Source organism: Sulfuricaulis sp., assembly GCF_040901545.1.
GTDB lineage: Bacteria > Pseudomonadota > Gammaproteobacteria > Acidiferrobacterales > Sulfurifustaceae > Sulfuricaulis.
In genome coordinates this window covers 49,013-70,084 of sequence record NZ_JBBDYL010000024.1, presented here as the reverse complement: position 1 = coordinate 70,084, position 21,072 = coordinate 49,013, and the positions used below count along the sequence as shown (strand labels likewise).

23 protein-coding genes are annotated in these 21,072 nt (G+C 54.7%); 16 read left to right on the top strand and 7 right to left on the bottom strand.

The features are described 5' to 3' along the window. Positions 1-49 precede the first annotated feature (49 nt). From WD823_RS04065 to WD823_RS04055, 3 genes are all read left to right on the top strand, one after another. Positions 50-682 carry an SCP2 domain-containing protein gene (locus tag WD823_RS04065; RefSeq protein ID WP_368428206.1) on the top strand — a complete coding sequence of 211 codons (633 nt, stop codon included), beginning with the start codon at positions 50-52 and terminating at the stop codon, positions 680-682. Then, positions 679-2,337, top strand: a complete 1,659-nt coding sequence (ubiB, locus tag WD823_RS04060) for a ubiquinone biosynthesis regulatory protein kinase UbiB (protein WP_368428205.1) — start codon at positions 679-681, stop codon at positions 2,335-2,337. The genes WD823_RS04065 and ubiB overlap by 4 nt, the downstream gene beginning before the upstream one ends. Before the next feature lie 68 nt (positions 2,338-2,405). After that, positions 2,406-3,272, top strand: coding sequence for a hypothetical protein (locus tag WD823_RS04055; protein WP_368428204.1), 867 nt, complete (start codon positions 2,406-2,408; stop codon positions 3,270-3,272). Positions 3,273-3,418: 146 nt separating this feature from the next. Here WD823_RS04055 and WD823_RS04050 read toward each other — a convergent pair whose 3' ends face one another. The 3 genes from WD823_RS04050 to gpmI all read right to left on the bottom strand — a co-directional run bounded on the left by WD823_RS04050 (position 3,419) and on the right by gpmI (position 7,633). After that, positions 3,419-4,765 carry a S41 family peptidase gene (locus WD823_RS04050; protein ID WP_368428203.1) on the bottom strand — a complete coding sequence of 449 codons (1,347 nt, stop codon included), beginning with the start codon at positions 4,763-4,765 and terminating at the stop codon, positions 3,419-3,421. 70 nt (positions 4,766-4,835) lie between these two features. Beyond that, positions 4,836-5,969 (bottom strand): murein hydrolase activator EnvC, encoded by a 1,134-nt coding sequence (locus WD823_RS04045; RefSeq protein WP_368428202.1) that lies wholly within the window; start codon positions 5,967-5,969, stop codon positions 4,836-4,838. Between the two features lie 86 nt (positions 5,970-6,055). Further along, on the bottom strand, positions 6,056-7,633 hold the full coding sequence (gene gpmI, locus WD823_RS04040; RefSeq protein ID WP_368428201.1) for a 2,3-bisphosphoglycerate-independent phosphoglycerate mutase: 1,578 nt from the start codon (positions 7,631-7,633) through the stop codon (positions 6,056-6,058). 144 nt (positions 7,634-7,777) lie between these two features. Here gpmI and WD823_RS04035 point away from each other — a divergent pair, with 144 nt between their 5' ends. The 5 genes from WD823_RS04035 (at position 7,778) to WD823_RS04015 (ending at position 10,517) form a co-directional block, all read left to right on the top strand. After that, a complete protein-coding gene (locus WD823_RS04035) occupies positions 7,778-8,113 on the top strand; it encodes an ArsR/SmtB family transcription factor (protein WP_368428200.1) in 336 nt (111 codons plus the stop codon). Positions 8,114-8,204: 91 nt separating this feature from the next. After that, the gene (locus tag WD823_RS04030; protein WP_368428199.1) at positions 8,205-8,618 is read left to right on the top strand and encodes a rhodanese-like domain-containing protein; all 414 of its coding nucleotides are present in this window, start codon (positions 8,205-8,207) and stop codon (positions 8,616-8,618) included. Next, positions 8,618-8,878: a glutaredoxin domain-containing protein gene (locus WD823_RS04025; RefSeq protein WP_368428198.1), complete on the top strand. Its 261-nt coding sequence runs from the start codon at positions 8,618-8,620 to the stop codon at positions 8,876-8,878. The genes WD823_RS04030 and WD823_RS04025 overlap by 1 nt, the downstream gene beginning before the upstream one ends. Positions 8,879-8,917: 39 nt before the next feature. After that, positions 8,918-9,388: a protein-export chaperone SecB gene (secB, locus tag WD823_RS04020; protein ID WP_368428197.1), complete on the top strand. Its 471-nt coding sequence runs from the start codon at positions 8,918-8,920 to the stop codon at positions 9,386-9,388. 121 nt (positions 9,389-9,509) lie between these two features. After that, positions 9,510-10,517: an NAD(P)H-dependent glycerol-3-phosphate dehydrogenase gene (locus WD823_RS04015; protein ID WP_368428196.1), complete on the top strand. Its 1,008-nt coding sequence runs from the start codon at positions 9,510-9,512 to the stop codon at positions 10,515-10,517. A gap of 106 nt (positions 10,518-10,623) precedes the next feature. Here the strand turns inward: WD823_RS04015 and WD823_RS04010 are convergent, their stop codons facing one another. The 3 genes from WD823_RS04010 to WD823_RS04000 form a co-directional block, all read right to left on the bottom strand. Next, on the bottom strand, positions 10,624-10,866 hold the full coding sequence (locus tag WD823_RS04010; RefSeq protein WP_368428195.1) for a hypothetical protein: 243 nt from the start codon (positions 10,864-10,866) through the stop codon (positions 10,624-10,626). A 147-nt stretch (positions 10,867-11,013) separates the two neighbouring features. Then, positions 11,014-11,415 (bottom strand): very short patch repair endonuclease, encoded by a 402-nt coding sequence (locus WD823_RS04005; protein ID WP_368428194.1) that lies wholly within the window; start codon positions 11,413-11,415, stop codon positions 11,014-11,016. Positions 11,416-11,456: 41 nt separating this feature from the next. After that, the gene (locus WD823_RS04000; protein WP_368428193.1) at positions 11,457-12,434 is read right to left on the bottom strand and encodes a DNA cytosine methyltransferase; all 978 of its coding nucleotides are present in this window, start codon (positions 12,432-12,434) and stop codon (positions 11,457-11,459) included. 101 nt (positions 12,435-12,535) lie between these two features. On the opposite strand from WD823_RS04000, the gene WD823_RS03995 reads away from it, so the two are divergent. Both WD823_RS03995 and WD823_RS03990 read left to right on the top strand, forming a co-directional pair. Beyond that, the gene (locus tag WD823_RS03995; RefSeq protein WP_368428192.1) at positions 12,536-12,775 is read left to right on the top strand and encodes a helix-turn-helix domain-containing protein; all 240 of its coding nucleotides are present in this window, start codon (positions 12,536-12,538) and stop codon (positions 12,773-12,775) included. Further along, the gene (locus WD823_RS03990) at positions 12,768-13,556 is read left to right on the top strand and encodes an HNH endonuclease (protein ID WP_368428191.1); all 789 of its coding nucleotides are present in this window, start codon (positions 12,768-12,770) and stop codon (positions 13,554-13,556) included. The genes WD823_RS03995 and WD823_RS03990 overlap by 8 nt, the downstream gene beginning before the upstream one ends. A gap of 147 nt (positions 13,557-13,703) precedes the next feature. Here WD823_RS03990 and trmL read toward each other — a convergent pair whose 3' ends face one another. After that, on the bottom strand, positions 13,704-14,168 hold the full coding sequence (gene trmL / locus WD823_RS03985; RefSeq protein WP_368428190.1) for a tRNA (uridine(34)/cytosine(34)/5-carboxymethylaminomethyluridine(34)-2'-O)-methyltransferase TrmL: 465 nt from the start codon (positions 14,166-14,168) through the stop codon (positions 13,704-13,706). Positions 14,169-14,275: 107 nt separating this feature from the next. On the opposite strand from trmL, the gene WD823_RS03980 reads away from it, so the two are divergent. From WD823_RS03980 to WD823_RS03955, 6 genes are all read left to right on the top strand, one after another. After that, positions 14,276-16,204 (top strand): O-antigen ligase family protein, encoded by a 1,929-nt coding sequence (locus tag WD823_RS03980; RefSeq protein ID WP_368428189.1) that lies wholly within the window; start codon positions 14,276-14,278, stop codon positions 16,202-16,204. A 241-nt stretch (positions 16,205-16,445) separates the two neighbouring features. Continuing rightward, positions 16,446-18,167: a GspE/PulE family protein gene (locus tag WD823_RS03975; protein WP_368428188.1), complete on the top strand. Its 1,722-nt coding sequence runs from the start codon at positions 16,446-16,448 to the stop codon at positions 18,165-18,167. 1 nt (position 18,168) lies between these two features. Continuing rightward, a complete protein-coding gene (locus WD823_RS03970) occupies positions 18,169-19,398 on the top strand; it encodes a type II secretion system F family protein (protein ID WP_368428187.1) in 1,230 nt (409 codons plus the stop codon). 103 nt (positions 19,399-19,501) lie between these two features. Beyond that, on the top strand, positions 19,502-20,068 hold the full coding sequence (locus WD823_RS03965) for a prepilin-type N-terminal cleavage/methylation domain-containing protein (protein WP_368428186.1): 567 nt from the start codon (positions 19,502-19,504) through the stop codon (positions 20,066-20,068). 85 nt (positions 20,069-20,153) lie between these two features. After that, complete coding sequence (locus tag WD823_RS03960) at positions 20,154-20,582, top strand: type II secretion system protein (protein WP_368428185.1); 429 nt, start codon at positions 20,154-20,156, stop codon at positions 20,580-20,582. Between the two features lie 31 nt (positions 20,583-20,613). Next, positions 20,614-21,036 carry a type II secretion system protein gene (locus tag WD823_RS03955; RefSeq protein WP_368428184.1) on the top strand — a complete coding sequence of 141 codons (423 nt, stop codon included), beginning with the start codon at positions 20,614-20,616 and terminating at the stop codon, positions 21,034-21,036. The last annotated feature ends 36 nt before the right edge of the window (positions 21,037-21,072 follow it).

Here is a 21,072-nt window from a genome sequence, read left to right as displayed (position 1 = left end):
GCTTCGTGATCGCTGAAAGCACGAAGAAAGTAATTCAGCAGGGCTCGCCGTGAACGTTTCCGAACAGGCATATATGCCGTTTCCCTTCACCACATTGCTGGAAGCAGCCTTGAATCGCGTGTTGCGCCTCGATCCCGACACGCTGGCACGGCTCGGTGATCTCGATGGCAAGGTCATCCGTTTGCGGATCTCGGGCGCCATGCCGTTTGAGATTGTCGTGCAGCCGTCGAAATCCGGTCTGCGCCTTCACACTCGACAAGACGGGGAACCGGACGTGACGTTAACCGGCGATGTCCCCGTGTTTGCGCGGTTTGCCATGAGACGCATCATGCCCGAGGCGGTGGCCGCGGGAGACGTTCGAATCAGCGGTGATATTCAACTGGGACAACGGTTTCAACAGCTGATGGAAAAAATCGATATCGATTGGGAAGAACAGGCGGCGCATATCCTGGGCGACGTGACCGCCCATCAGTTGGGTAACGCGTCACGCGATCTTCATGGCTGGTCGGCCCGGGCCGCGCAGACCCTGAAAGACGATTTCGATGAATATATTCAGGAAGAAAGCCGCCTCCTGGCGCCGCGCTTACGCGCAGAGAATTTTACCAAGGCGGTGGAATCACTGCGGTCCGAGGTGGATCGTCTGGAACGGCGTGTGGCGCGACTGCGCGAGATAATCCGATGAAACGCCTGCACCACTTCATCCGGATGCTGCGCATCACGCAGATATTCGTCAGGCACGATTTGGACGAATTCATCACCGCCGTTCATCTTTTCCGGCCTTACCGCTTGTTGCTGCGACTTGCGCCTTGGCGGTTGTTCGCGCGCCGCGGTCTCCCGCGGGGCGTGCGGTTACGCGAGGCGCTTGAGGAGCTCGGGCCGGTTTTCGTCAAATTCGGTCAGATGTTGTCCACCCGCCCCGATTTGCTCCCGGAGGATCTCGCCAATGAACTGGCGAAACTGCAAGATCACGTCCCGCCTTTTTCCGGCGAGGAATCGGTGCGCCTGATCGAACAGGCGCTGGGAGGGAAGCTTGATATTCATTTTGTCGAATTCAACCGTGATCCGATCGCCTCGGCATCGGTGGCACAGGTTCACATCGCCCGATTGCACGAAGGGACCGAAGTGGCGGTCAAGGTGTTGCGGCCGGGCATCGAAACGGTCATCGAGCGCGATCTGGAATTGCTTTATCTGCTGGCGCGACTGGCGACGCGCTACTGGCCGGAAGCGCGCCGGTTTCGCGCCGTCGAAGTGGTGGATGAATTCGACAAAACCATTCACGACGAGCTGGATCTGCGGGTCGAATCGGCGAATGCCAGCCGCCTGCGCGCCAACTTCGAGAATTCCACCCTGCTGTACGTGCCCAAAATCTACTGGGACCTGACCCGCCGCGCGGTAATGGTGCTCGAGTACATTCACGGGATACCGATCGGGAATATCGAGGGCCTAAAAGCCGCCGGCATCGACATGCGGAAGTTGGCGCACCATGGCGTGGAGATTTTCTTCACCCAGGCGTTTCGCGACGGGTTTTTCCACGCCGACATGCACCCGGGCAATATCTTCGTTTCACCCGAGGGCCAATACCGGGCGGTCGACTTTGGCATCATGGGTACGCTGGGCGAGAAGGATAAACGCTACCTGGCGGAGAATTTCCTGGCATTTTTCAATCGCGATTATCATGCCGTGGCCGACGCCCATCTGAGAGCCGGCTGGGTTCCGCCGGGCACGCGCCTGGTGGAATTCGAAGCCGCGATCCGCACCGTGTGCGAGCCGGTTTTTGCCCGCCCCATCAAGGACATCTCCTTCGGTCGGTTTCTCCTGCATTTGTTTCAAACCGCGCGGCGTTTCAACATGGAAATCCAGCCGCAATTGGTCCTGCTGCAAAAAACGTTGTTCAATATCGAGGGCCTCGGTCGCCGGCTCTATCCCGATCTCGATTTGTGGGAAACCGCCAAACCCTATCTGGAGCAGTGGATGCGCGAGCACATGGGCCCCCGTGCCTTTTTGCGCACGTTGCGCCAGGAATTTCCGAAATGGTGGGCCATGCTCCCTGAAATACCGTCGCTGGCGCATGAGTACCTCCGGCACGCGGGTGAAATCGAGGCGGAGAAAGCAGCGCGGGCGAAGCAACAAGAGCAGTTGCAAAGGCAGCTCCGGCAAAACCACCGGAGACTTTATTTTGCCATCGCCGGTAGCGGGATGCTGGTTACCGGTGCCCTGATTCTGGGCATGGAAGTTCAGGTTTTTGACGGGTCGGCCTGGGGTAGCGCTTTTGGATGGGTTATTACAGTGGTGGGAGGCTTATTTCTGGTACGTGGCTGGCCGGATCAGAATCCGTGACCAACGGTGTGTCAGGCCGGACAGCGACTATGCTAATATTCGAACAAAATCGAATTTGACTGGGTGCTATGAAGCGTATTAGACAGACCATGCAAGCCGGGGCGCTGTTCCTAGCGTGCGGTATGGCCGTGCCTGCCCAGGCGGCGGGCAAGCTTTCCTGGTTCGATGACGCCCCCTTCGCGGGGGTAGGGTCAGTGGGCATACCCGAGGTTCGGCTGCGCAATCCGTCTGAATATTCTTCCTTCGATGTCAATGTCTACCATTCCAGATCCCTGCTGGGAGCTGAGGATTTTTCCACAAACGGAGTCGGCCCGGCCTCAGGAATCAGCACCGTTCGATTCTATGGTGAAGTGGAATCATCAGGAATCCGGCCGCAATTTTCCTCGTTTGAAAAAACGACCAGCCGCATCAATTCCTTCGGCGTGAAATGGCAACACCGGCTCGATGCCACCCATAGCTTTGCCGTATCAGCGGAATACGGCCAAGGCACGGCGATTCGTCCACTGCCACTCGACACGACCGATACGCGTGCGGCGGTGTCCTGGACCAGCCGGTTGCCGAGCGCCGGCAAACCCAGCATTACCGGCAGCTTCTTCCTCGGCGATGAACTGGCCCGGGAGGAGATCTATCGTCGACTCGATCATAAATACTATGGCATAACCGTCGGTGGCAGCCTGACGCTAAACCAGACGCACACGCCTTACGTGTCTTTCAAAATGCAGAAGAGCTTGTATGACACCACGGAGGAGTCTGCTTTGGTAGTCCCGCGCAGCGGCGACCGATCGCTGTTGTCGGCAGGTTGGAAGTGGCAGGTACAGCGCGATTTCAGTCTTCAGGCGGAAGCGAGTTACGCCTTGGGCAGCACGCCCTATCTCGATTCATCCAGCTTCGAGCGCAGCCGCATCCTGTTCCGCACGCGATTCGATTTCAATTAAAGTCCTTTCTCTGTTTCGACCGCGGTACCCCAATCGAGTAATTTTCAGTTCGGTAATTTGATTCCGGGCAGCCCGCGGGCGTAATGCTTAACCCGCGTGTAAGTCGCCGTGTCCGGCGTTGTCTATCGCAAACCCTGGGGACGTTACTAGCTTCCCTGGGCCCTGAAGAAGGTTATTCCCTTCAGCAGATTCAGGGCTTCCTGCAGTTGGTAGTCCTCTACCGCCGGCGCCTTGCCGGTTTCATCTTTTTTCTTGTCATTCTGGTTGTCCTCTTTTTTCGGCTCCGCTTTCTTCTTGAGGGGTTCATCGCCGTTTTCCAGATGACGCGCCAGATCGGCCTCTTTCAGCCTGTCGGCGGTTTCACTTTTGGTGAGCCGGGCCTCTTCCGTGATGATATCGGGCTCGATGCCCGATGCCTGGATGGAGCGGCCGTTCGGAGTGTAGTATCGCGCGGTGGTAATCTTAAGCGCCGCGCCATTGCTGATGGGCACGATGGTCTGTACCGAGCCCTTGCCGAAACTTTTCGTGCCCATGATGACAGCGCGCCGGTGATCCTGAAGCGCACCGGCGACGATCTCCGACGCGGAGGCCGAGCCGCCGTTAATCAGTACTACCATCGGCGCGCCATTGATCAAATCACCCGGAACGGCGGATTTCCTCATCCGGGAATCCTCGACGCGGCCTTCGGTGTAGACAATGAGGCCCTTGTCAAGGAAGGCATCGCTCACGCCCACGGCCGCATTGAGCACTCCGCCCGGATTGTTCCTGAGATCGAGAACCATACCCCGCAGCGCGCCCTTGTTTTCCGTCTCCAGTTTTCTGACCACCTCAGCCAAGCCTTTTTCTGTGCCGGACTGAAATTGAGTAATCCGCACGTACCCAAACCCCGGTTCCAGCAACCGGCTCTTGACGCTCTGGATCTTGATCACCGCGCGCGTGAGCGTGATTTTGAGCGGTTTCGATACGCCTTCGCGAACGATGGTGAGCGTGATATCGGTGCCGGGTTTGCCGCGCATGAGTCGCACGGCTTCGGTGAGGGTAAGCCCTTTAACGGCTTTTTCGTCAAGCCGGATTACAAGATCGCCCGGCTTGATGCCGGCGCGGGCCGCCGGGGTGTCCTCGATGGGGGAGACGACCTTGACGAATCCGTTTTCCATCGTGACTTCGATGCCGAGTCCGCCGAATTTCCCTTCGGTTTCGACGCGCATGTCCTTGAAGCTGGTGGCATCAAGATAGGCCGAATGCGGATCGAGCCCCGCAAGCATGCCCTGTACGGCATCTTCCAGAAGTTTTTTGTCTGACACCGGTTCCACGTAGTCGGCCTTGATCCGGCTGAATACTTCTGTGAAGGTTCGCAGTTCATCGAGCGGTAACGGCGCCAGAGTATCCTTGGATCCCTCGCGTTCCGCCAATACGCCCATGTCGAGGATGATCACCGCACCGACGAACATCCCGAGAATCAGGACCAGAATATATCGTGTTGCTAGTTTCATTGCGTGATGCTCCATAAGAAAGATTACCGCTTTGCTGTACCGCAGTGCTGAGAGACCAGGAAAGCGGTCATTACCGTGCTCTGCACCAGATTAACGGGTCGCGCGGTTCGCCGTTGTGTCGAATCTCGAAATACAAACCTGGCTGCGCCACATCGCCGGTATTGCCCAGACTGGCAATAACTTCACCGGCCTTAACCCAGTCGCCGACCGCCTTGTGGAGGCTTTGATTGTGACCGTATAGCGTCATATAGCCATCTCCGTGCTCCAGAATCAAGAGTAGCCCAAAACCCCTTAACCAGTCGGCATATACGACACGCCCGTGAAAAACAGAAATAACCTGTTGACCCTCGCGTCCCGCAATAAAAAGCCCGCGCCATTTGAGATTACCGATGTTTTTCTGGGTACCGTAGCGCGCCAGCACCCGGCCCCGCGTGGGCAGCGGGAGACGGCCACGTAGCTGGCTGAAATGCCTCTCGGTAGTACTCGGCAGAGGAGTGTCGGGCAGCACTATCTTGAGTTCTTCAACCAGCTGTTCCATGCGTTTTTCATCAGCGCGCAACCGTGCTATTTCCTGCGCCTGATCGCGAACCTGGCGGTTGAGGCTCGCCAGCAGTTCATTCCGGCGCGCATGCGAGGTTTCCAGGGCCGATTTCTGCTCGCGCTGGGTGTTACGCAAAATTTCCAGTTCGCGATTTTGATTGTGGATTTGCGTCTTGATCACATCGAGTTGCGACAGAGTATCTCCGATCGCCGCGATGCGTTCGGAACGCTCACGGTTGAGGTAACGGTAATAGGTAAACACGCGCGCCACGCTGGCGGGGTTATCCTGGCTGAGGAGCATTTTGGAGTAATCCTGGCGCCCCGCCGTGAAAGCCATGTAAAGCTGCCGTTCGAGTTGTCGCTGTTGCACTGCAAGATTCCCAGCTTCCCGTGTGGCGCGTGACTTGAGGTTCTCCAGTTTTTTTTCATTCTGGCGCAACCGCGCATCGGTTAGTTTCAGGTCATTCAGCAGGCTGCCAATGCGTCGCTCGAGGCTGCGCATTTCGTCGGTCACCGTGTCGCGCCGCCCGCGGGTTTCATTCATCTTCTCTTGCAGCGCCTCGATCCGGCCGCGCAGTTTCTGCAACCGTGCTTCGTCGTCACTGTTGCGGGCGCCGTATGCCGGGAATAGTACCGTGCACAGCAGGGCGGCAAGGAAAAACATTCCGGGGCACAGTGCCCGACTGATTTTCCGGCGAATCGGATCCGGTACCCCGGAGAGAAGGCGGGAACTCAGAAGAATATTTCCTTTTAGGCGCGTCCCTTGGCCGCCACTTGTCCGCTTTGCAGCGACACGAGCGGCCGGCCGGTCATTTCTGCCGGCACGGGCAGGCCCATGAGATAAATCATGGTTGGCGCAATGTCTTGCAGCGCGCCACTGGCCGCCATCGTGGCGGGACGTCCTACATAGAGAAACGGGACCGGGTTCGTGGTATGGGCCGTGTGCATTTGACCGATATCGTCGTCGAACATCTGTTCGGCGTTGCCGTGGTCGGCCGTGATCAGCAATTCACCGCCTGTTTTCATAACCGCTTCATAGAGACGCCCCAGGCATAGGTCGATGGCTTCGATGGCTTTGACCGTGGCGTCAAAATCACCGGTATGTCCCACCATGTCGGCGTTGGCGAAATTGGAGATGATGACGTCATATTTTCCGCTCTGGATCGCCTTGACTATTTCGTCGGCTAGCCGGTATGCGCTCATTTCCGGTTTCAGGTCGTAGGTGGGCACGTCCGTGGGCGATGGCACCAGAATGCGTTCCTCGAACTTGAACGGAGTTTCTTGACCGCCGTTGAAGAAGAAAGTGACGTGGGCGTATTTTTCGGTTTCGGCGATGCGTAACTGGTGTAATCCAAGACCCGACAGGTAGGCGCCCAACACGTTATCCAGTCGTTCGGGTGGAAACGCCACCGGAATCCGAAAATCGGCGTTGTATCCCGTGAGGCTCACATAAGCCCCGAGTTTCGGGACGACCTGGCGCGGGAAGGCAGTGAAATTATCCTCGATGAATGCCCGCGTGATCTGCCGCGCCCGGTCAGAACGGAAATTCATAAAAATAATTACATCACCCTCGGAAATACACGTTGACTTTCCACCCGTTGGGACGATGGCAGTGGCCTTGACGAACTCGTCAGTTTCGCCGCGTCCGTACGCCAGATCGAGCGCTTCCGAGGCCGTGCGTGCCTGATATTCGCCCTTGCCCCGAGTCATGAGGTCATAGGCGACCTGAATGCGTGGCCAGCGGTGGTCGCGGTCCATGGCATAGTGACGGCCGATGATCGAGGCAATGCGTCCATGTTTCAAAGAAGCAAATTTTTCTTCCATTGCCTTGATCGAACCGGAAGCGCTCTTCGGTGGGGTGTCACGGCCGTCAAGGAAGGCATGTAGAAATAATTTTTTGATGCCGCGTTGCACCGCAAGTTCAGCAATGGCATGGATGTGTTCTTCATGACTGTGCACGCCGCCGGGAGACAGCAGGCCCAGTATGTGCACGGCCTTGTCATTTTTCAGTGCAAGATCGACGGCATCCGTAAAAGTCTTGTTCGTGAAGAAACTGCCGGAGCTGATTGCGCTGCTGATGCGGGTGAATTCCTGGTAAACCACCCGGCCGGCACCGATATTGAGATGGCCCACTTCTGAATTGCCCATTTGGCTGGACGGCAGCCCTACGGCCGATTCCGAGGCGTTAATCAGGGTACGGGGGTATTTTTTCCAGAGCATGTCCCACGTCGGCTTGCGGGCAGCGGCAATGGCATTGTGCTGGGTGTCATGACGGAAGCCCCATCCGTCCAATATGATCAGAACCAGGGGTTTAAGGGTTAAAGGCATGCGCGCAGACTCAATTCCGGTTTTTTCAGTCTCTATTTCATCAATATGACTATTGTATAATGTTTTTTGCTTACATAACATCGGTTGCCGCGGTTAGGATCAGCGAGGTCATGAGCTAAGCGTGATTCCATGAGAAACGAACACATGAGCGCCTCCGCAGAAAAATTAAAAGTCGGCAGCATCGGCAGTGAAAGCAATATTCATCATGCATCACACCTGCTGAAGGCCATCGCGCATCCTTTGCGATTGAAAATTCTCTGCATCCTGGCAAGTGATACCGAGGTAAGCGTACAAGACATCGTCGAACTGGTTGGTACCTCACAAAGTAATATCTCCCAGCATCTATCGATACTTCGCGATAAGGATATCCTCACTACACACAAGAACGCTAACAAGGTTTATTACCGGTTTGGCGACCAGAAAATTTTGAATCTGATCGTTGCATTGTGCGAAGCCATTTGCCGTCCAGCGAACCGCTGATCACTCCCTTAACAATGGGGCAGGAATGTCTCATCGGGCATCGATCTAAATCTCGTTATTATTATTTTTTTTGACATTTCTCAGGTGAGTCATGCAGTTTGTCATCAATAACTGGTATTTATTCGTTGCGCTTGGCGTAATTTTGGGGCTGTTAATCATGGGTCCCGTCACCCAACAGTTGTACGGGGTGAAGAGCACCAATGTGAACCAGACCGTGCAACTGCTGAACCGCGAGCATGGCGTGGTGGTTGACGTGAGCGAACCCGGCGAATTCAAGGCGGGTCACATCACCCATGCGATCAATTTACCTCTTTCGGCGCTGGTGAATCGAATACGCGAACTGGAAAAACACAAAAATAATCCCATCATTGTGACCTGCCGCACCGGAAACCGTTCCGCGAAGGGCGCCGTGGCTTTGCGCAAACACGGTTTCCCCTCGGTATACGTGCTATCCGGAGGTTTGCATGCCTGGGAAAAGGAGAACATGCCGTTGGAGCGGTCTTAATGACCAAGGTGCTGATTTATGGCACGCGCACCTGTGTGTTTTGCCGCATGGCGGAAAAGCTGCTGGAGAAGAAGGGCATCCGGCTTGAGAAAATAATGGTGGACGAAAATCCGGCGCGCCGCGAAGAAATGATCCGACTCACGGGGCATATCAGCGTGCCGCAAATCATTATCGATAATAAGCAAGTGGGTGGATTCCGTGAACTGGCGGCGTTGGAACACTCGGGCGAGCTGAATGCGTTGCTGCATATCGAAAAATGAATGGTAATCGAGATTTGTGTGACATAAACGAGGATTGATATGGCGGAACCGGACGCGGAAAAAAATATCTTTTTCAACGTTGAAAAGATATACATCAAGGATATCTCATACGAAGCGCCGGGTGTCCCGTTGGCCTTTACCCAGCCGGAAAATTCGGCGGGTGAAATCGGCGTCCAGCTCGCTTTGGAACATGCCGTCCTGGATCCGAAACAGGGGCTGTATGAGGTAATACTGACGGTAACGGCGACGGCCAAACGCGAGACCAAAAACATCTTTCTCGTCGAGATCAAGCAGGCGGGTGTATTTCGCATTACCGGTGTCGAGGGTGAGATGCTTGCACGTGTGCTCGAAATCAGCTGCGGCTACGTGCTGCTGCCGTTCGTGCGTGAGGCCATCAATGACCTGGTCGGCAAAGGCGGATTTCCCCAACTGCTGATCAATCCGATCAATTTTGAGATGGTGTACGAACAAAAACAGACTGCCCGGGAGAAACAGACCGGCATCAACTGATCACCGACAGCTGCACATGGAATTGTCTCGAGATTGCCATATTACGCCTGATTCAATCCGGGATAATCTTGACGTGAGGATTGAGGACGGCTGATATTTGGTTGCTGTAAAAAAAGCAAGAATGCTATCCGAAAAAAAAATCTCCATTGCCGTGCTCGGGGCGGGATCCTGGGGCACGGCGCTGGCCTTGCTTCTGGCCCGGAACGGTTATACGCCGATTATTTGGGGTAACGATGAGCCCCAGGTGTTGCGCCTGGAACGCGAAAGGCAAAACAGCATCTTCCTTCCCGGTATTTCCTTTCCGCCGATTGTCCATGTCGAGACATCGCTGGACCAATTGGCTAAATCGGCAACACATATGCTGATCGCCGTGCCCAGTCATGCCTTTCGCGTCACGCTTAAACACTTGCGGCCGTTACTGGCGCGAGATTCCGTCTTGGCCTGGGCCACAAAAGGACTGGAACCCGGGAGCGGAAAGCTGCTGAGCGAGGTGATGGCGGAGGAATCCGGCGGTGCGTATCCCTCGGCCGTGATATCCGGGCCCACGTTTGCGCGCGAGGTGGCGCTTGATTTACCGACGGCCATGACGGTAGCGTCCGAAAACAGGTCCACGGCCGAATCGGTTGCGGTTTGGCTGAGAAATGATCGTATGCGGGTTTACACCAGTCTTGATGTCGCCGGCGTGCAGCTGGGCGGCGCGATCAAGAACGTCATGGCGATCGCCGCCGGGATCAGCGACGGGCTTGGTTTCGGTGCAAATGCACGCGCGGCGCTGATTACCCGCGGACTCGCCGAACTTACGCGTCTTGGGGTTACCATGGGCGGGCAGAAGGAAACCTTTATGGGTCTCGCCGGCGCGGGCGATCTGATTCTCACTTGTACCGACAACACCTCGCGCAATCGCCGTGTCGGCCTGGGGCTCGGGCAGGGACGCGGGCTCGCTGAAATTTTGACCGAACTGGGACAGGAGGCCGAGGGAGTGGCGACGGCGCGTGAGCTTTATCGGCTGGCCGGAAAGTTAAATGTGGAAATGCCGATCACCGAGCAAGTATACCGGGTGCTGTTTGAAGGATTATCTCCCAGGGCGGCGGTAGAAGCGCTGCTCAGACGCGAGCCGAAACAGGAGTAGAGGTCCTTACGGCCCTCCGGCAAGCTAGGACCTCGATGTTAAGCGTTGTTGAACAGTCTTATCTAACCTTTTATCTGTCATTTCTTCCCGATCCGCCGCCAAAGCTTTACCCCGAAGATGACTTGACAAGGTTTTGCATGGCGGGAAAATGGGTGCGCGAAAAATAACCAAAGCGCCGCGGCCGTACCGGCGGCACGAAAAAATGGAGAACCTGCAATAAAAACAGCGCCGCTAAATTGGCGCATCGCCACAGGGGGCTCGAGATGAGCAAGTCTGACCCTTTGCGTTCCTTCGCGCTGACTTTGATCAGCGTCGCGTAGTCAACGCGAGTGCCGAGTGAGTAGGACACGGCGTTTTAGTAAGGTTTCAATCCGTCTGTGGTCAATTGGAAATGGCCGCTAGTGGCCTCGTGAAGCTTCTCCGTGAACGCTTCCGTATCGTGGGCGCGGAAGTAAAGCTGGGGCTACCTAGAAGATAGGGCGACGCAACGTTTGATTCAAGCCAGGAACCGACGGAGCCTCTTTGAAAGCGCAGCCTTGTCCCGCAGTTCGCATTCCCAAACAGTGAGCACCTTCCATCCTAGGCGAGACAACGATTCTGAGTGCTGCGAATCGCGGGCCACGTTCCGTTTGAGTTTCTTTGTCCAGTAGCCGGTGTTTGATTTTGGCTTCCGCGTAATCTTGCAAGCCGGATCGCTGTGCTGATGCCAGAAGCAACCGTGGACTAAAATGATCTTTCGGCGCGACGAAAAGACAAGATCGGGTTTGCCTGGTAATTCTCTAATGTGAAGCCGGTAACGATAGCCCATGCCATGAACTACGCGGCGGACAGCAATCTCAGGAGTGGTATCGCGGGAGCGAATCAGGGCCATGCGGACGCTTCGCTCGACGGGCGTCATCGTGTCCATTCTCTTCTTGGCTAAAGTTTCCTGTGGGCCGTCTAAGAGGCAGAAGATTCGGCGAGATGAACCTTTGCCCTATAGCTCATTTCGATTGCAACTATTTGTCTCCCGATCCATTCGGCAACTGTTGGGGAGACGGAGTTGCCAATGAGCCGCCCTCTACGACCGTCCAGCCTGCGGGAAAACCCATCAGTTTCTCGCACTCTGTCCACGTCAAGTTTCTGGCCACAGAGTATTGGCCTGTCTGAATGACCTCCTTGATGGCCTCCAGTTTGGGCACGTATCGTGGGGCTAAAGCTTTTTGCTTTGGTATACCCGAAGCCTCCGCGACGTTGAACCACAAGCGGAGAGTTTCCTTTAGTGACTTTTCGAATATGGGGTCTAACTTCCTCCCGGCTCTCTTCTCCCTTCGCAAAACCCCCGTGCAGTTCGCCGCACTCAGTAAAGAAGTTATAGGCACGTCCTGATCTATAACTTGCGATAAAGAATACTCTGTCGCGGTTGTGGGGCAGGCCCGCATCGAGAGTGTTGCACGAAATCCATCCCCCCAAATACCCGTTTTTTTCCAGCGTGTCGATAACTGTCTCAAGCGCGGTTCCTTGCTCTGCCGAGAGGAGCCCTGGCACATTTTCCATGACAAGCCACGCTGGCCGAGATTCTGTAACAAGCTCCATAAAGTTATGGAACAATCCGCTTCGCTCGCCAGCGAGGCCTTTTCTTTCGCCGGCGTTGGCGTGGCTGAGGTCTTGGCAAGGCCATCCTGCACACCAGAGTTCAGCGTAAGGAATAGCTGATGCTTTAAGGGTTGTGATGTCTGCATGAAGAGGCACCTTTGGCCAGTGACGGTTTAGAACTTTTTGGCAATGCTCGTCAATCTCACAGTGAAAGACCACTTCCATACCAGCCCGCTCGAATCCCAAATCGAACCCACCAATGCCAGCGAAGAATGAAGCAACACGCATTTTTAGCTTTTTAAGGTACTCGGAAGAAGCCTTGCTATAAATGACGGCACACAAGATACCATATACGAAAATCGTCTACAAGGAAATCACGCTCATAATACTCTAAAACCGTAGTTGATTTGGGCAAAGTTTCTCACCTGAACTGAGGACTACCTATGCGATCCGCTAACCTTAGCGGCCTCAGGATAAAGCAGGCACGTGAAAAGCGCGGATTAGACCAGGTTGATCTCGCTGCGGCACTCTCCGTTGACCATGACATAAAGATGGATCAGTCAGATATTTCTGAAATTGAGCGTGGCATCCGGGGCGTCAAAGACTTCGAGCTTGATGCTATTGCGCGAGTGCTCGATGTCAGCACAGTTTGGCTACTTCGCGGGAAGGAAAAAGATGGCTAAGAAGCGAAGCCGCGCAAGACGTGAAGCCTATGTTCTGCTTCCGCCAAATCCTCAACCCGATCCCAACGTCAATCGAGAAGCCTGGCTTGATCAGGTATACCGCAGCTTTGTGGGCACCCCAGTAAACAAGAAATATTACAGGCTGATTCTTGAGAAAACCTGGCCAGCGGCTCACGGCATACCAGGCCCACACGTTACAGAGAGCGAGCTACGGGCCGGTACCAATCACCTAAGAAGGACTGAGCGAATAGGGAGGCACCCAGACGAAGATTACCTGGATGTCTTTAGGCGTGTGCGGGAGCTTCAAGGCGAAGAGGGCGTTGTAGGTCTTGTCAAGGACGGCAAGACTTACCAGTTGATTGACCTGACACTTGCAGAGAAGCGAGTCCCACGGACAGCATTAAGTGACGAAGACTGGGCCAGAGTTTTGGAGCGATACGGCAACAGGTGTGCAAACTGCAAGCGCAGCCCGCCTGAAGTACAATTACAGCAGGATCACAAAGTACCGCGCTTGCGGCCTGACAAGACGGCGCTCCTTGAGGGTGGAGTTGATGCGCTAGAAAACTGGCAGCCCTTATGCGATGAGTGCAACAATTTTAAGAGCACAAGTTGCAGAGGATGCGAGCTTGACTGCTTTGAGTGCCCTTGGGCTTTCCCGGAAAAATTCAAAGCTTTGAGGATCGCCCCAAAAATGACAGCGCGACTCCTAGAGCGTGCTCAAGAGCTAGGAGTTGACCCTGACAAACTCATAGACTCCATCGTGGAGAAGTACTTAACCTGATGGCCAAGTCCACAGATTGAACTTCCCCTGATTCAACGGACACCTTTCTAGCATAATGAGCGAGTAAATAGGGTCAAGTCTTGAAATATAACTTTTCTCTTGGAGCAAGAGCCATAGCATCGGCTACGATGCCATCGTATTATCCTTTTATCTTCCTTGAATGAACCCAAGTTGCCGCCAGGCTTCATAGACGACAATGGCGACGGTATTGGAGAGATTCAGACTGCGGTTATTGGGCTCAAGTGGCAAACGCAGGCAGTGTTCTTCCGGGAAAGTATCAAATAATTTCTGGGGTAATCCCCGCGTCTCGGGCCCGAAGACAAAGGCATCCTCATCCTTATATACAATTTCTGTGTAGAGTCGCCTTCCTCGTGTGGAGAAGGCCAGCATCCGCGGTGGATGCACAGTCTGAGTGAATGATTCTAGATCAGTATAAGTTCGCACATCGACCCATTCGTGATAATCCAGACCGGCCCGCCGCAGCTCTTTGTCCTGTAGCGAGAAGCCCAGCGGTTCAATCAAGTGCAGACGCGATCCCGTATTGGCGCACAGGCGCATGATATTGCCGGTATTGGGCGGAATCTCGGGCTGAAAGAGCACGACGTGAAACATGGTTTTCCATTATCCATGAAGAGGGTTCAGTCTGGTGTTTCAGCGGAGATTGTATATAAGTATGTAAGTAACCTGCACGTGCCGATACCGGTCATTCAAGGAGGATTATGGCGGTGATCAGAAAAAATGCTTTCCGCATGCCCTCCGTTCAGATCAGTACGCTGTTATTTGTCTGTGCCCTGTTACCTGCCTTATTGTTCAAAGGCCCGCAATTCGAATATTTTGCCATTACCCAGGTATTGTTGGTCATATGGCTGGGAACGGTCGTTTTGCAAACCTATGAAGCGGGCCTGTCGATCCCCAAAACCCCGCTGGCACTTTGTTTAACGCTGTTCTGGATATGGCTCGCAGTATCGCTGACCTGGAGCCTTGCGCCCAATATCAGTGTGTTTAATTTCTGGTGGATCGGCAGTCTAATGCTGGTTTTTTGGTTGTATACCCTGACACCGGATCGGGACATGCTCTGGTCGCACGCGGCGGCGATCTTGCTCGTGTTGGGGCTGGTCTTAGCGCTCATGGGAATATATCAAGTGCTTGTTATGGAGCAGCAGGCCCGATCTGTTTTTGAAACACGCAACACCCACGCCGCATTCCTGAATCTTGTGACCCTTCCGGCATCAGCATATTTTCTGTCATTGATCGAGCAGAAAAATACACCCCGTTATCGCGCTTTTTTGTTGGGCGCCGTTTTGTATATCTTGTTTTATTCCATTTTCACCGCCGCGAGCCGTGGCGCCACGATGAGCCTAATTTTAACCTTGAGTGTTCTCGTCGCCCTTACACTGCGTTATGCATCGAAACGAGCTATCGCGCTGTTACTGCTGTTGACAGTGGCCGCGTATTTTTCCACCAAGATCTCACACGGGGAACTCAGCGAGCGGATGCCGCAACTGTTTCAGGATACCGGCCGGATGGTGATCTGGGAATCCTCCTGGGAGCTGCTGAAGGCTGCTCCTTGGGAAGGGATTGGCTTGGGACTTTTTTATTTGGCCTATCCACCATTTCAGAATCCCGTGGACAATTCCGGCGGATTCTTCGCGCACAACGATTATCTCCAAATTTGGATAGAAGCCGGTATTCCGGGAATGTTGTTGCTGATTTCGGCGTTGTTCACTGCTTTCTGGTTGTTTGTCCGCGCCCTGCCGAAGACAAGTAGCGACAAAGCATTCCGAATAGAACTGTCCGGCCTGTTCTGTGGGTTGCTCGCAGTGGCGGGCCACAGCATTGTCGATTTTAACCTCTATATTCTGTCCATCATGATGATCTCTGGCCTGCTCATGGGCCGATTTCATGATCTCGCCCTCCGCAAGCTGAGAGTGTCCACAATTCAAATTCGCTTTTCCCGGATCGTGGGCAGGCAGGCCTATCCCGCCATTGTGATTTTGTTGCTGCTGCTGCCCATTTTCTATTTTATCGCGCTCGGGATGGCCAACTCTTTTTATGATAAAGCGCTGCGACAGGCGCGCGAAGGAAAGCTGCAGGAGGCCGATAGAAATCTGGCGACCGCAACACGGCTTACTCCGTCGGATGACCGCATGCTCATCGCGCATGCCGACCTCTATCGACATGCCGCAACATTATTACCCTCGGAAGGCAACAGCGGAAGAAAATCGCTCTACAGCGACTCACTAATATTTCTGAACAGAGCCGAGCAGGCCAATCCTCTGAGAGCGTTAACCCACGTTATCCGTGGCAGACTTTATCAGCAAAATCCCGTGCTGGCTGGAGAGACTTGGCAACAACTCGCGACCGAGTCCTACCGGCAGGCGCTATCGCTCAACCCCAAACTTTTTCTGAGTAGGCTGGATTACGCAGAGTTGTTGCTGCAATTAGGTCACAAGGAGAATGCACTTCAGACACTCGAAGAGGGGGTTAAATATGAGTATCACCCCATGCCAAATCTGATCCCATTCTATTCACTTACGGCCAAGCTGATGCGCGAAGCGGGAAAGTATGAACAAGCCAAGGTTCTGGAAAATAAAGTTGCCAATCTAGAACAACAGTCAGCCGCCAGTTATCACTTGCGGGGTTACTAGCCCTGTTTTTCGGTCAATTACCGATATCTCCTCTCAGCAAAGCGGAAATGGCTTGGTATTTGCTAGCTGTTTCCGCCATGGGGCCTCGCCCTTTTTCTAGGGCCAGGTAACCCGATTGGCGTCTCGATAACACAGAGCGCTGCATTTTTATCGACTATATTGAATGTAAGTTCAGTCTTTTCAGGATATTAGATTGTTCCTCTCATGTCCGGAGTGAGGGGCGATCCAGTGGAGAATTGATATGGCAACCATAACCGAAATGAAGCCCAAAAAAATCCGCATCGGCGACCTGCTGATTGCGAATAAGGTCATTTCCCAGGAACAGCTGGATACGGCGCTGGCGGACCAGAAAAAGAGCGGCCGCAAGCTCGGCCGCGTGCTGGTGGAAAACGGCTTCCTCTCCGAGGATCAGTTGCTGATGTTTCTCTCGCAGCAACTCAATGTGCCATACATCGATCTGCGCCGTTACAACTATAAGCCCGAAACTGTCCGAATGATCCCGGAGACCTATGCGCGGCGCTTTCGCGCCATTGCGCTGGAATACAATCGCGAAAGCCTGCTCGTGGGGATGGCCGATCCGACCGATATTTTCGCCTATGACGAGTTGTCGCGCGTGCTTCGCCGCCCGTTGCGGTTTGCCGTGGTCAAGGAATCCGAATTGCTTAAGACGATTGATCGTGTCTACCGCCGCACGAGCGAGATCACCGATCTCGCGCAGGAACTGCAACAGGAGCTGAACGCCCAAGGCAGCGTGGATTTGTCCGCGTTGGCGGAGGCCGAGGGTATTACCGACGCGCCGGTGGTCAAGCTGTTGCAGAGCTTGTTCGAAGATGCCATTCAGGTGAACGCCTCGGACATTCACATCGAGCCGGACGAAAAGGAGTTGCGCATCCGCTTTCGACTGGACGGGGTATTGCGGGTGCAAACCGTCGCTGACCGCCGCATCGCGAGCGCGCTGGTGTCGCGTGTGAAGCTGATGGCAGGTCTCGATATTTCCGAAAAACGCCTGCCGCAAGACGGCCGCACCAACGTGCGTATACGTGAAAAAAACATAGACGTGCGTATTTCGACCATGCCGATTCAGTACGGTGAGTCCGTGGTGATGCGTCTGCTTAACCCCTTCGCCGGCGTGCTGAGCCTGGAGCAGGTCGGCATGCCGAAAAATGTACTGCCGCGCTTTCGCAGCATGATTCATAACCCCAACGGGATGGTACTGGTTACTGGCCCGACCGGAAGCGGCAAAACCACGACGCTTTACGCGGCGCTCAAGGAACTCAACCGTCCCGAATACAAAATTCTGACCGCTGAAGATCCGGTGGAATACCGCTTATCCGGCATCAACCAGGTGCAGGTGAATACCCGGATCGAGTTGACCTTTGCCCGGGTGTTGCGCTCCATGCTGCGCCAGGATCCGGATATCATTCTGATCGGTGAAATGCGCGACCAGGATACCGCGGAAATCGGCTTGCGCGCGGCCATGACCGGCCACCTGGTGCTTTCAACCCTGCACACCAATGACGCCATATCCACCGCGCTCCGTCTTATAGACATGGGTGTGGAGCCGTACATGGTCGCGGCCTCGTTGCGTGCCATCGTATCTCAGCGGCTGGTTCGGCGGATTTGTGAATCCTGTGCCGAGCCTTATGAACTCCCCGCCGCGCAGATGGCGATTATCCGGGCCGAGGCCGGGGATAAGGCCGATTCGCTCAAATTCAAACGCGGACATGGCTGCAGTCACTGCAACGGTTCCGGATATCTGGGCCGTATCGGCGTCTTTGAATATCTGGAAATGGATAATAATTTAATCGAGGCCATGCACACGGGCGATCCCATGAAGTTTGGCGCGGCCGTGAAGGCGCAGCCGGGTTACCAGTCGTTGCGGCGTGCCTCGATTATTCTGGCGGCCCAGGGATTGACCACCATGGATCAGGTGGTGCGCGCCACCTACACCCTGGAGGAGTAACTTGCCGCTGTTCCAGTACAAAGGGCGTAATCAACGCGGTGAAGCGGTCCGGGGACATATTGAGGCCGTTTCGCCGGATGCCGTCGCGGCCCAATTGATGAATAGCGGCGTCATCCCGATCGACATTGCCTCGACGAAAGGCCAGACAGATGTATTCGCCGCCATCCGGGCTCACTGGGCGGAAAGCGCCCAGATTACCATGGTTGATCTCATTCTTTTCAGCCGTCAAATGTACACATTGTTAAAGGCCGGCGTTCCGATCATGCAGGCCTTAAGAGGCTTGCGCGACTCCACGCAAAACCTGGCCATGGCGAAGGTCATCATCAGTATCAGTGAAAGTCTCGATACCGGCCTGGACCTCACCGCCGCCATGCGGCGGCACCCGAAGGTATTTTCATCGCTGTACGTGAACATGATCCAGGTCGGTGAAACCACCGGAAGCTTGCAGGAAGTGTTCATGCAGCTCGCGACGTATCTCGAGCGCGAAAAGGAGACTCGCGACAGCATTAAAACAGCGACGCGTTATCCGACTTTTGTAGTGGCGGCTATTTTTATCGCGATATTCATTATCAATCTCTTTGTTATTCCCACGTTCGCGAAGGTTTATGCCGGGTTCAAGATCGAGCTTCCATTGGCAACGAAAATACTAATTGCCTCGTCGAATTTCACCGTCGCCTATTGGCAGATGATTTTGATTACGGTCATTTCCGCGTTTTTTGCCCTGCGCTATTACGTTCGCACCCCGGAGGGCCGCTATCGCTGGGACAAAGTAAAGCTGGGCATACCCGTTATCGGGAAGATTGTTTACAAGGCGACACTCGGACGGTTCGCCCGGGCGCTGGCGGTGATGATGAAATCGGGCGTCCCGCTGGTGCAAGGCATGACCACGGTCAGTCGCGCGGTGGACAACGATTATATCAGCGATCGTATCGTGCAAATGCGCGATGGCATTGAACGCGGTGACAGCATCGCCCGGACCGCTGCCGCCACCGGCATGTTCCCGCCTCTGGTGATCCAGATGATCGCCGTGGGCGAGGAAACCGGATCGGTGGACGAGCTTATGTTCAACGTATCCGATTTTTATGAACGCGAGGTGGATTACGACATCAAGAATCTGAGTGCCGCGATTCAGCCGATATTAATCGTATTTCTTTCCATCGTGGTTTTTATCCTGGCGCTGGGTGTGTTCCTGCCGATGTGGGACCTGGTCCAGGTGGCACGGAAATCCTAGCCATTTCAAAGGTTATGGCCGAAATGGCGAAACTGGACAAGGTTAGAAACGTAACCTACTGTAATTTATTAAGCAGCCTTGCTGCTGCAGAAAGGGGTTACCCGTGAGTTGGCATGGCCGTAGCCCACGGGATCGGGGGGGCGCAAGCGAGGCTAACGCCGGCTTTTCCCTGCTCGAGCTGGTGATCGTGATCGTGATCATTTCGGTGCTGCTGGTGCTGGCTGTTTCGCGCCTGCTGGCCCTGCAGGTGGATGCGGAGCGGGTGACGATGGAAATGGTGGCCGGGATACTCAGAAGCGCAATTGGCATGAAGGTTGCAGAAAGTATTGTGAAATCGAAGGTTTCGGAGCTGAAAGTCCTAGAGGGCAGCAATCCCATGGATCTGCTGGCTGAGGTGCCGCGCAATTACCTCGGCGAAAAGGAAGATGTGGATCCATTGAAGCTCGAAGACGGTAATTGGTATTTCGACAAGCGCGAGAAAGCGCTCGTTTATCTGGTCCGAAACAGGGGTTTTTTCGAGGGCGGGGCGTCCAACCCTCCACGGGCGCGATTCAGCGTGAGGCTGGTCTATAGTGATACTAACGGTAATGGAATATTCGATCAGGGAATAGAAAAAGTTGAAGGTTTGCGACTCAGTTCGGTGGAACCGTATTCGTGGTTACGCAACTGAGCGCGGCAGAAGTGGATAAGTGACAGGCAGCAGTCCACTGCTGACTTGGGTGGAGCAATTCGGTTTACTTCAGGAGAAAGAGAGTATGTCTAAACAGCAAAGCGGTTTTACGTTAATTGAACTCGTTATCGTGATCGTGATTCTCGGTCTGTTGGCGGCCACGGCCCTGCCGCGGTTCATCAACATTGCCACGGACGCACGCATCGCGAGCGTTCAGGGCGTCGCGGGGGGTTTGCGCTCAGCGGCCTCGCTTGCCAGGGCCCAAGTGCTGGTCAGTGGCAGCGGCGGCGGCACGATCTCCATGGACGGCGTTTCAGTTTCAGTGAATGCCTCGGGTTTTCCGACGGCCGCAGCAGGTGGAATCCAGGCCGCCATGCAGGGCCTTGACGGTTACAACATTAACCATGCCTCATCAACTTCCACCTTCCAACCCAGCAATGGTGGCAACGGCACTTGTCAGGCTTCCTACAACGCAAATACAGCTGTGGTGACCGTTACATCGACTGGTTGTTGAGCAAGCAATTTTTTAGGGAGTCTATATGCGGATGAAACAAACTGGATTCACGTTAATTGAGCTGGTGATCGTGATCGTGATTCTCGGTCTGTTGGCGGCCACGGCCCTGCCGCGGTTCATCAACATTGCCACGGACGCACGCATCGCCAGCGTTCAGGGGGTGGCGGGTGGTCTGCGTGGCGCGATCTCGCTTGCCAAGGCCCAAGTGCTGGTGGCCGGCAGCGGTGGCGGCACGATCACCATGGACGGGGTAAGCGTCGCTGTGAATGCCTCAAGCTTTCCGACCAACGCACCCGGGGGTATCGAAGCCGCCATGCAGGGTCTGGACGGTTACAGCGTCGCCCATGGTTCACCGGATTCTACCTTCCGGCCAACTAATGGCGGCAATAGCACTTGTCAGGCCTTGTACAATTCAAACGTGGGCACGGTGACAGTAACCTCAACCGGTTGTTGAGTCGGAATATTATCGAGCAAACTGAAGACTGTTTTT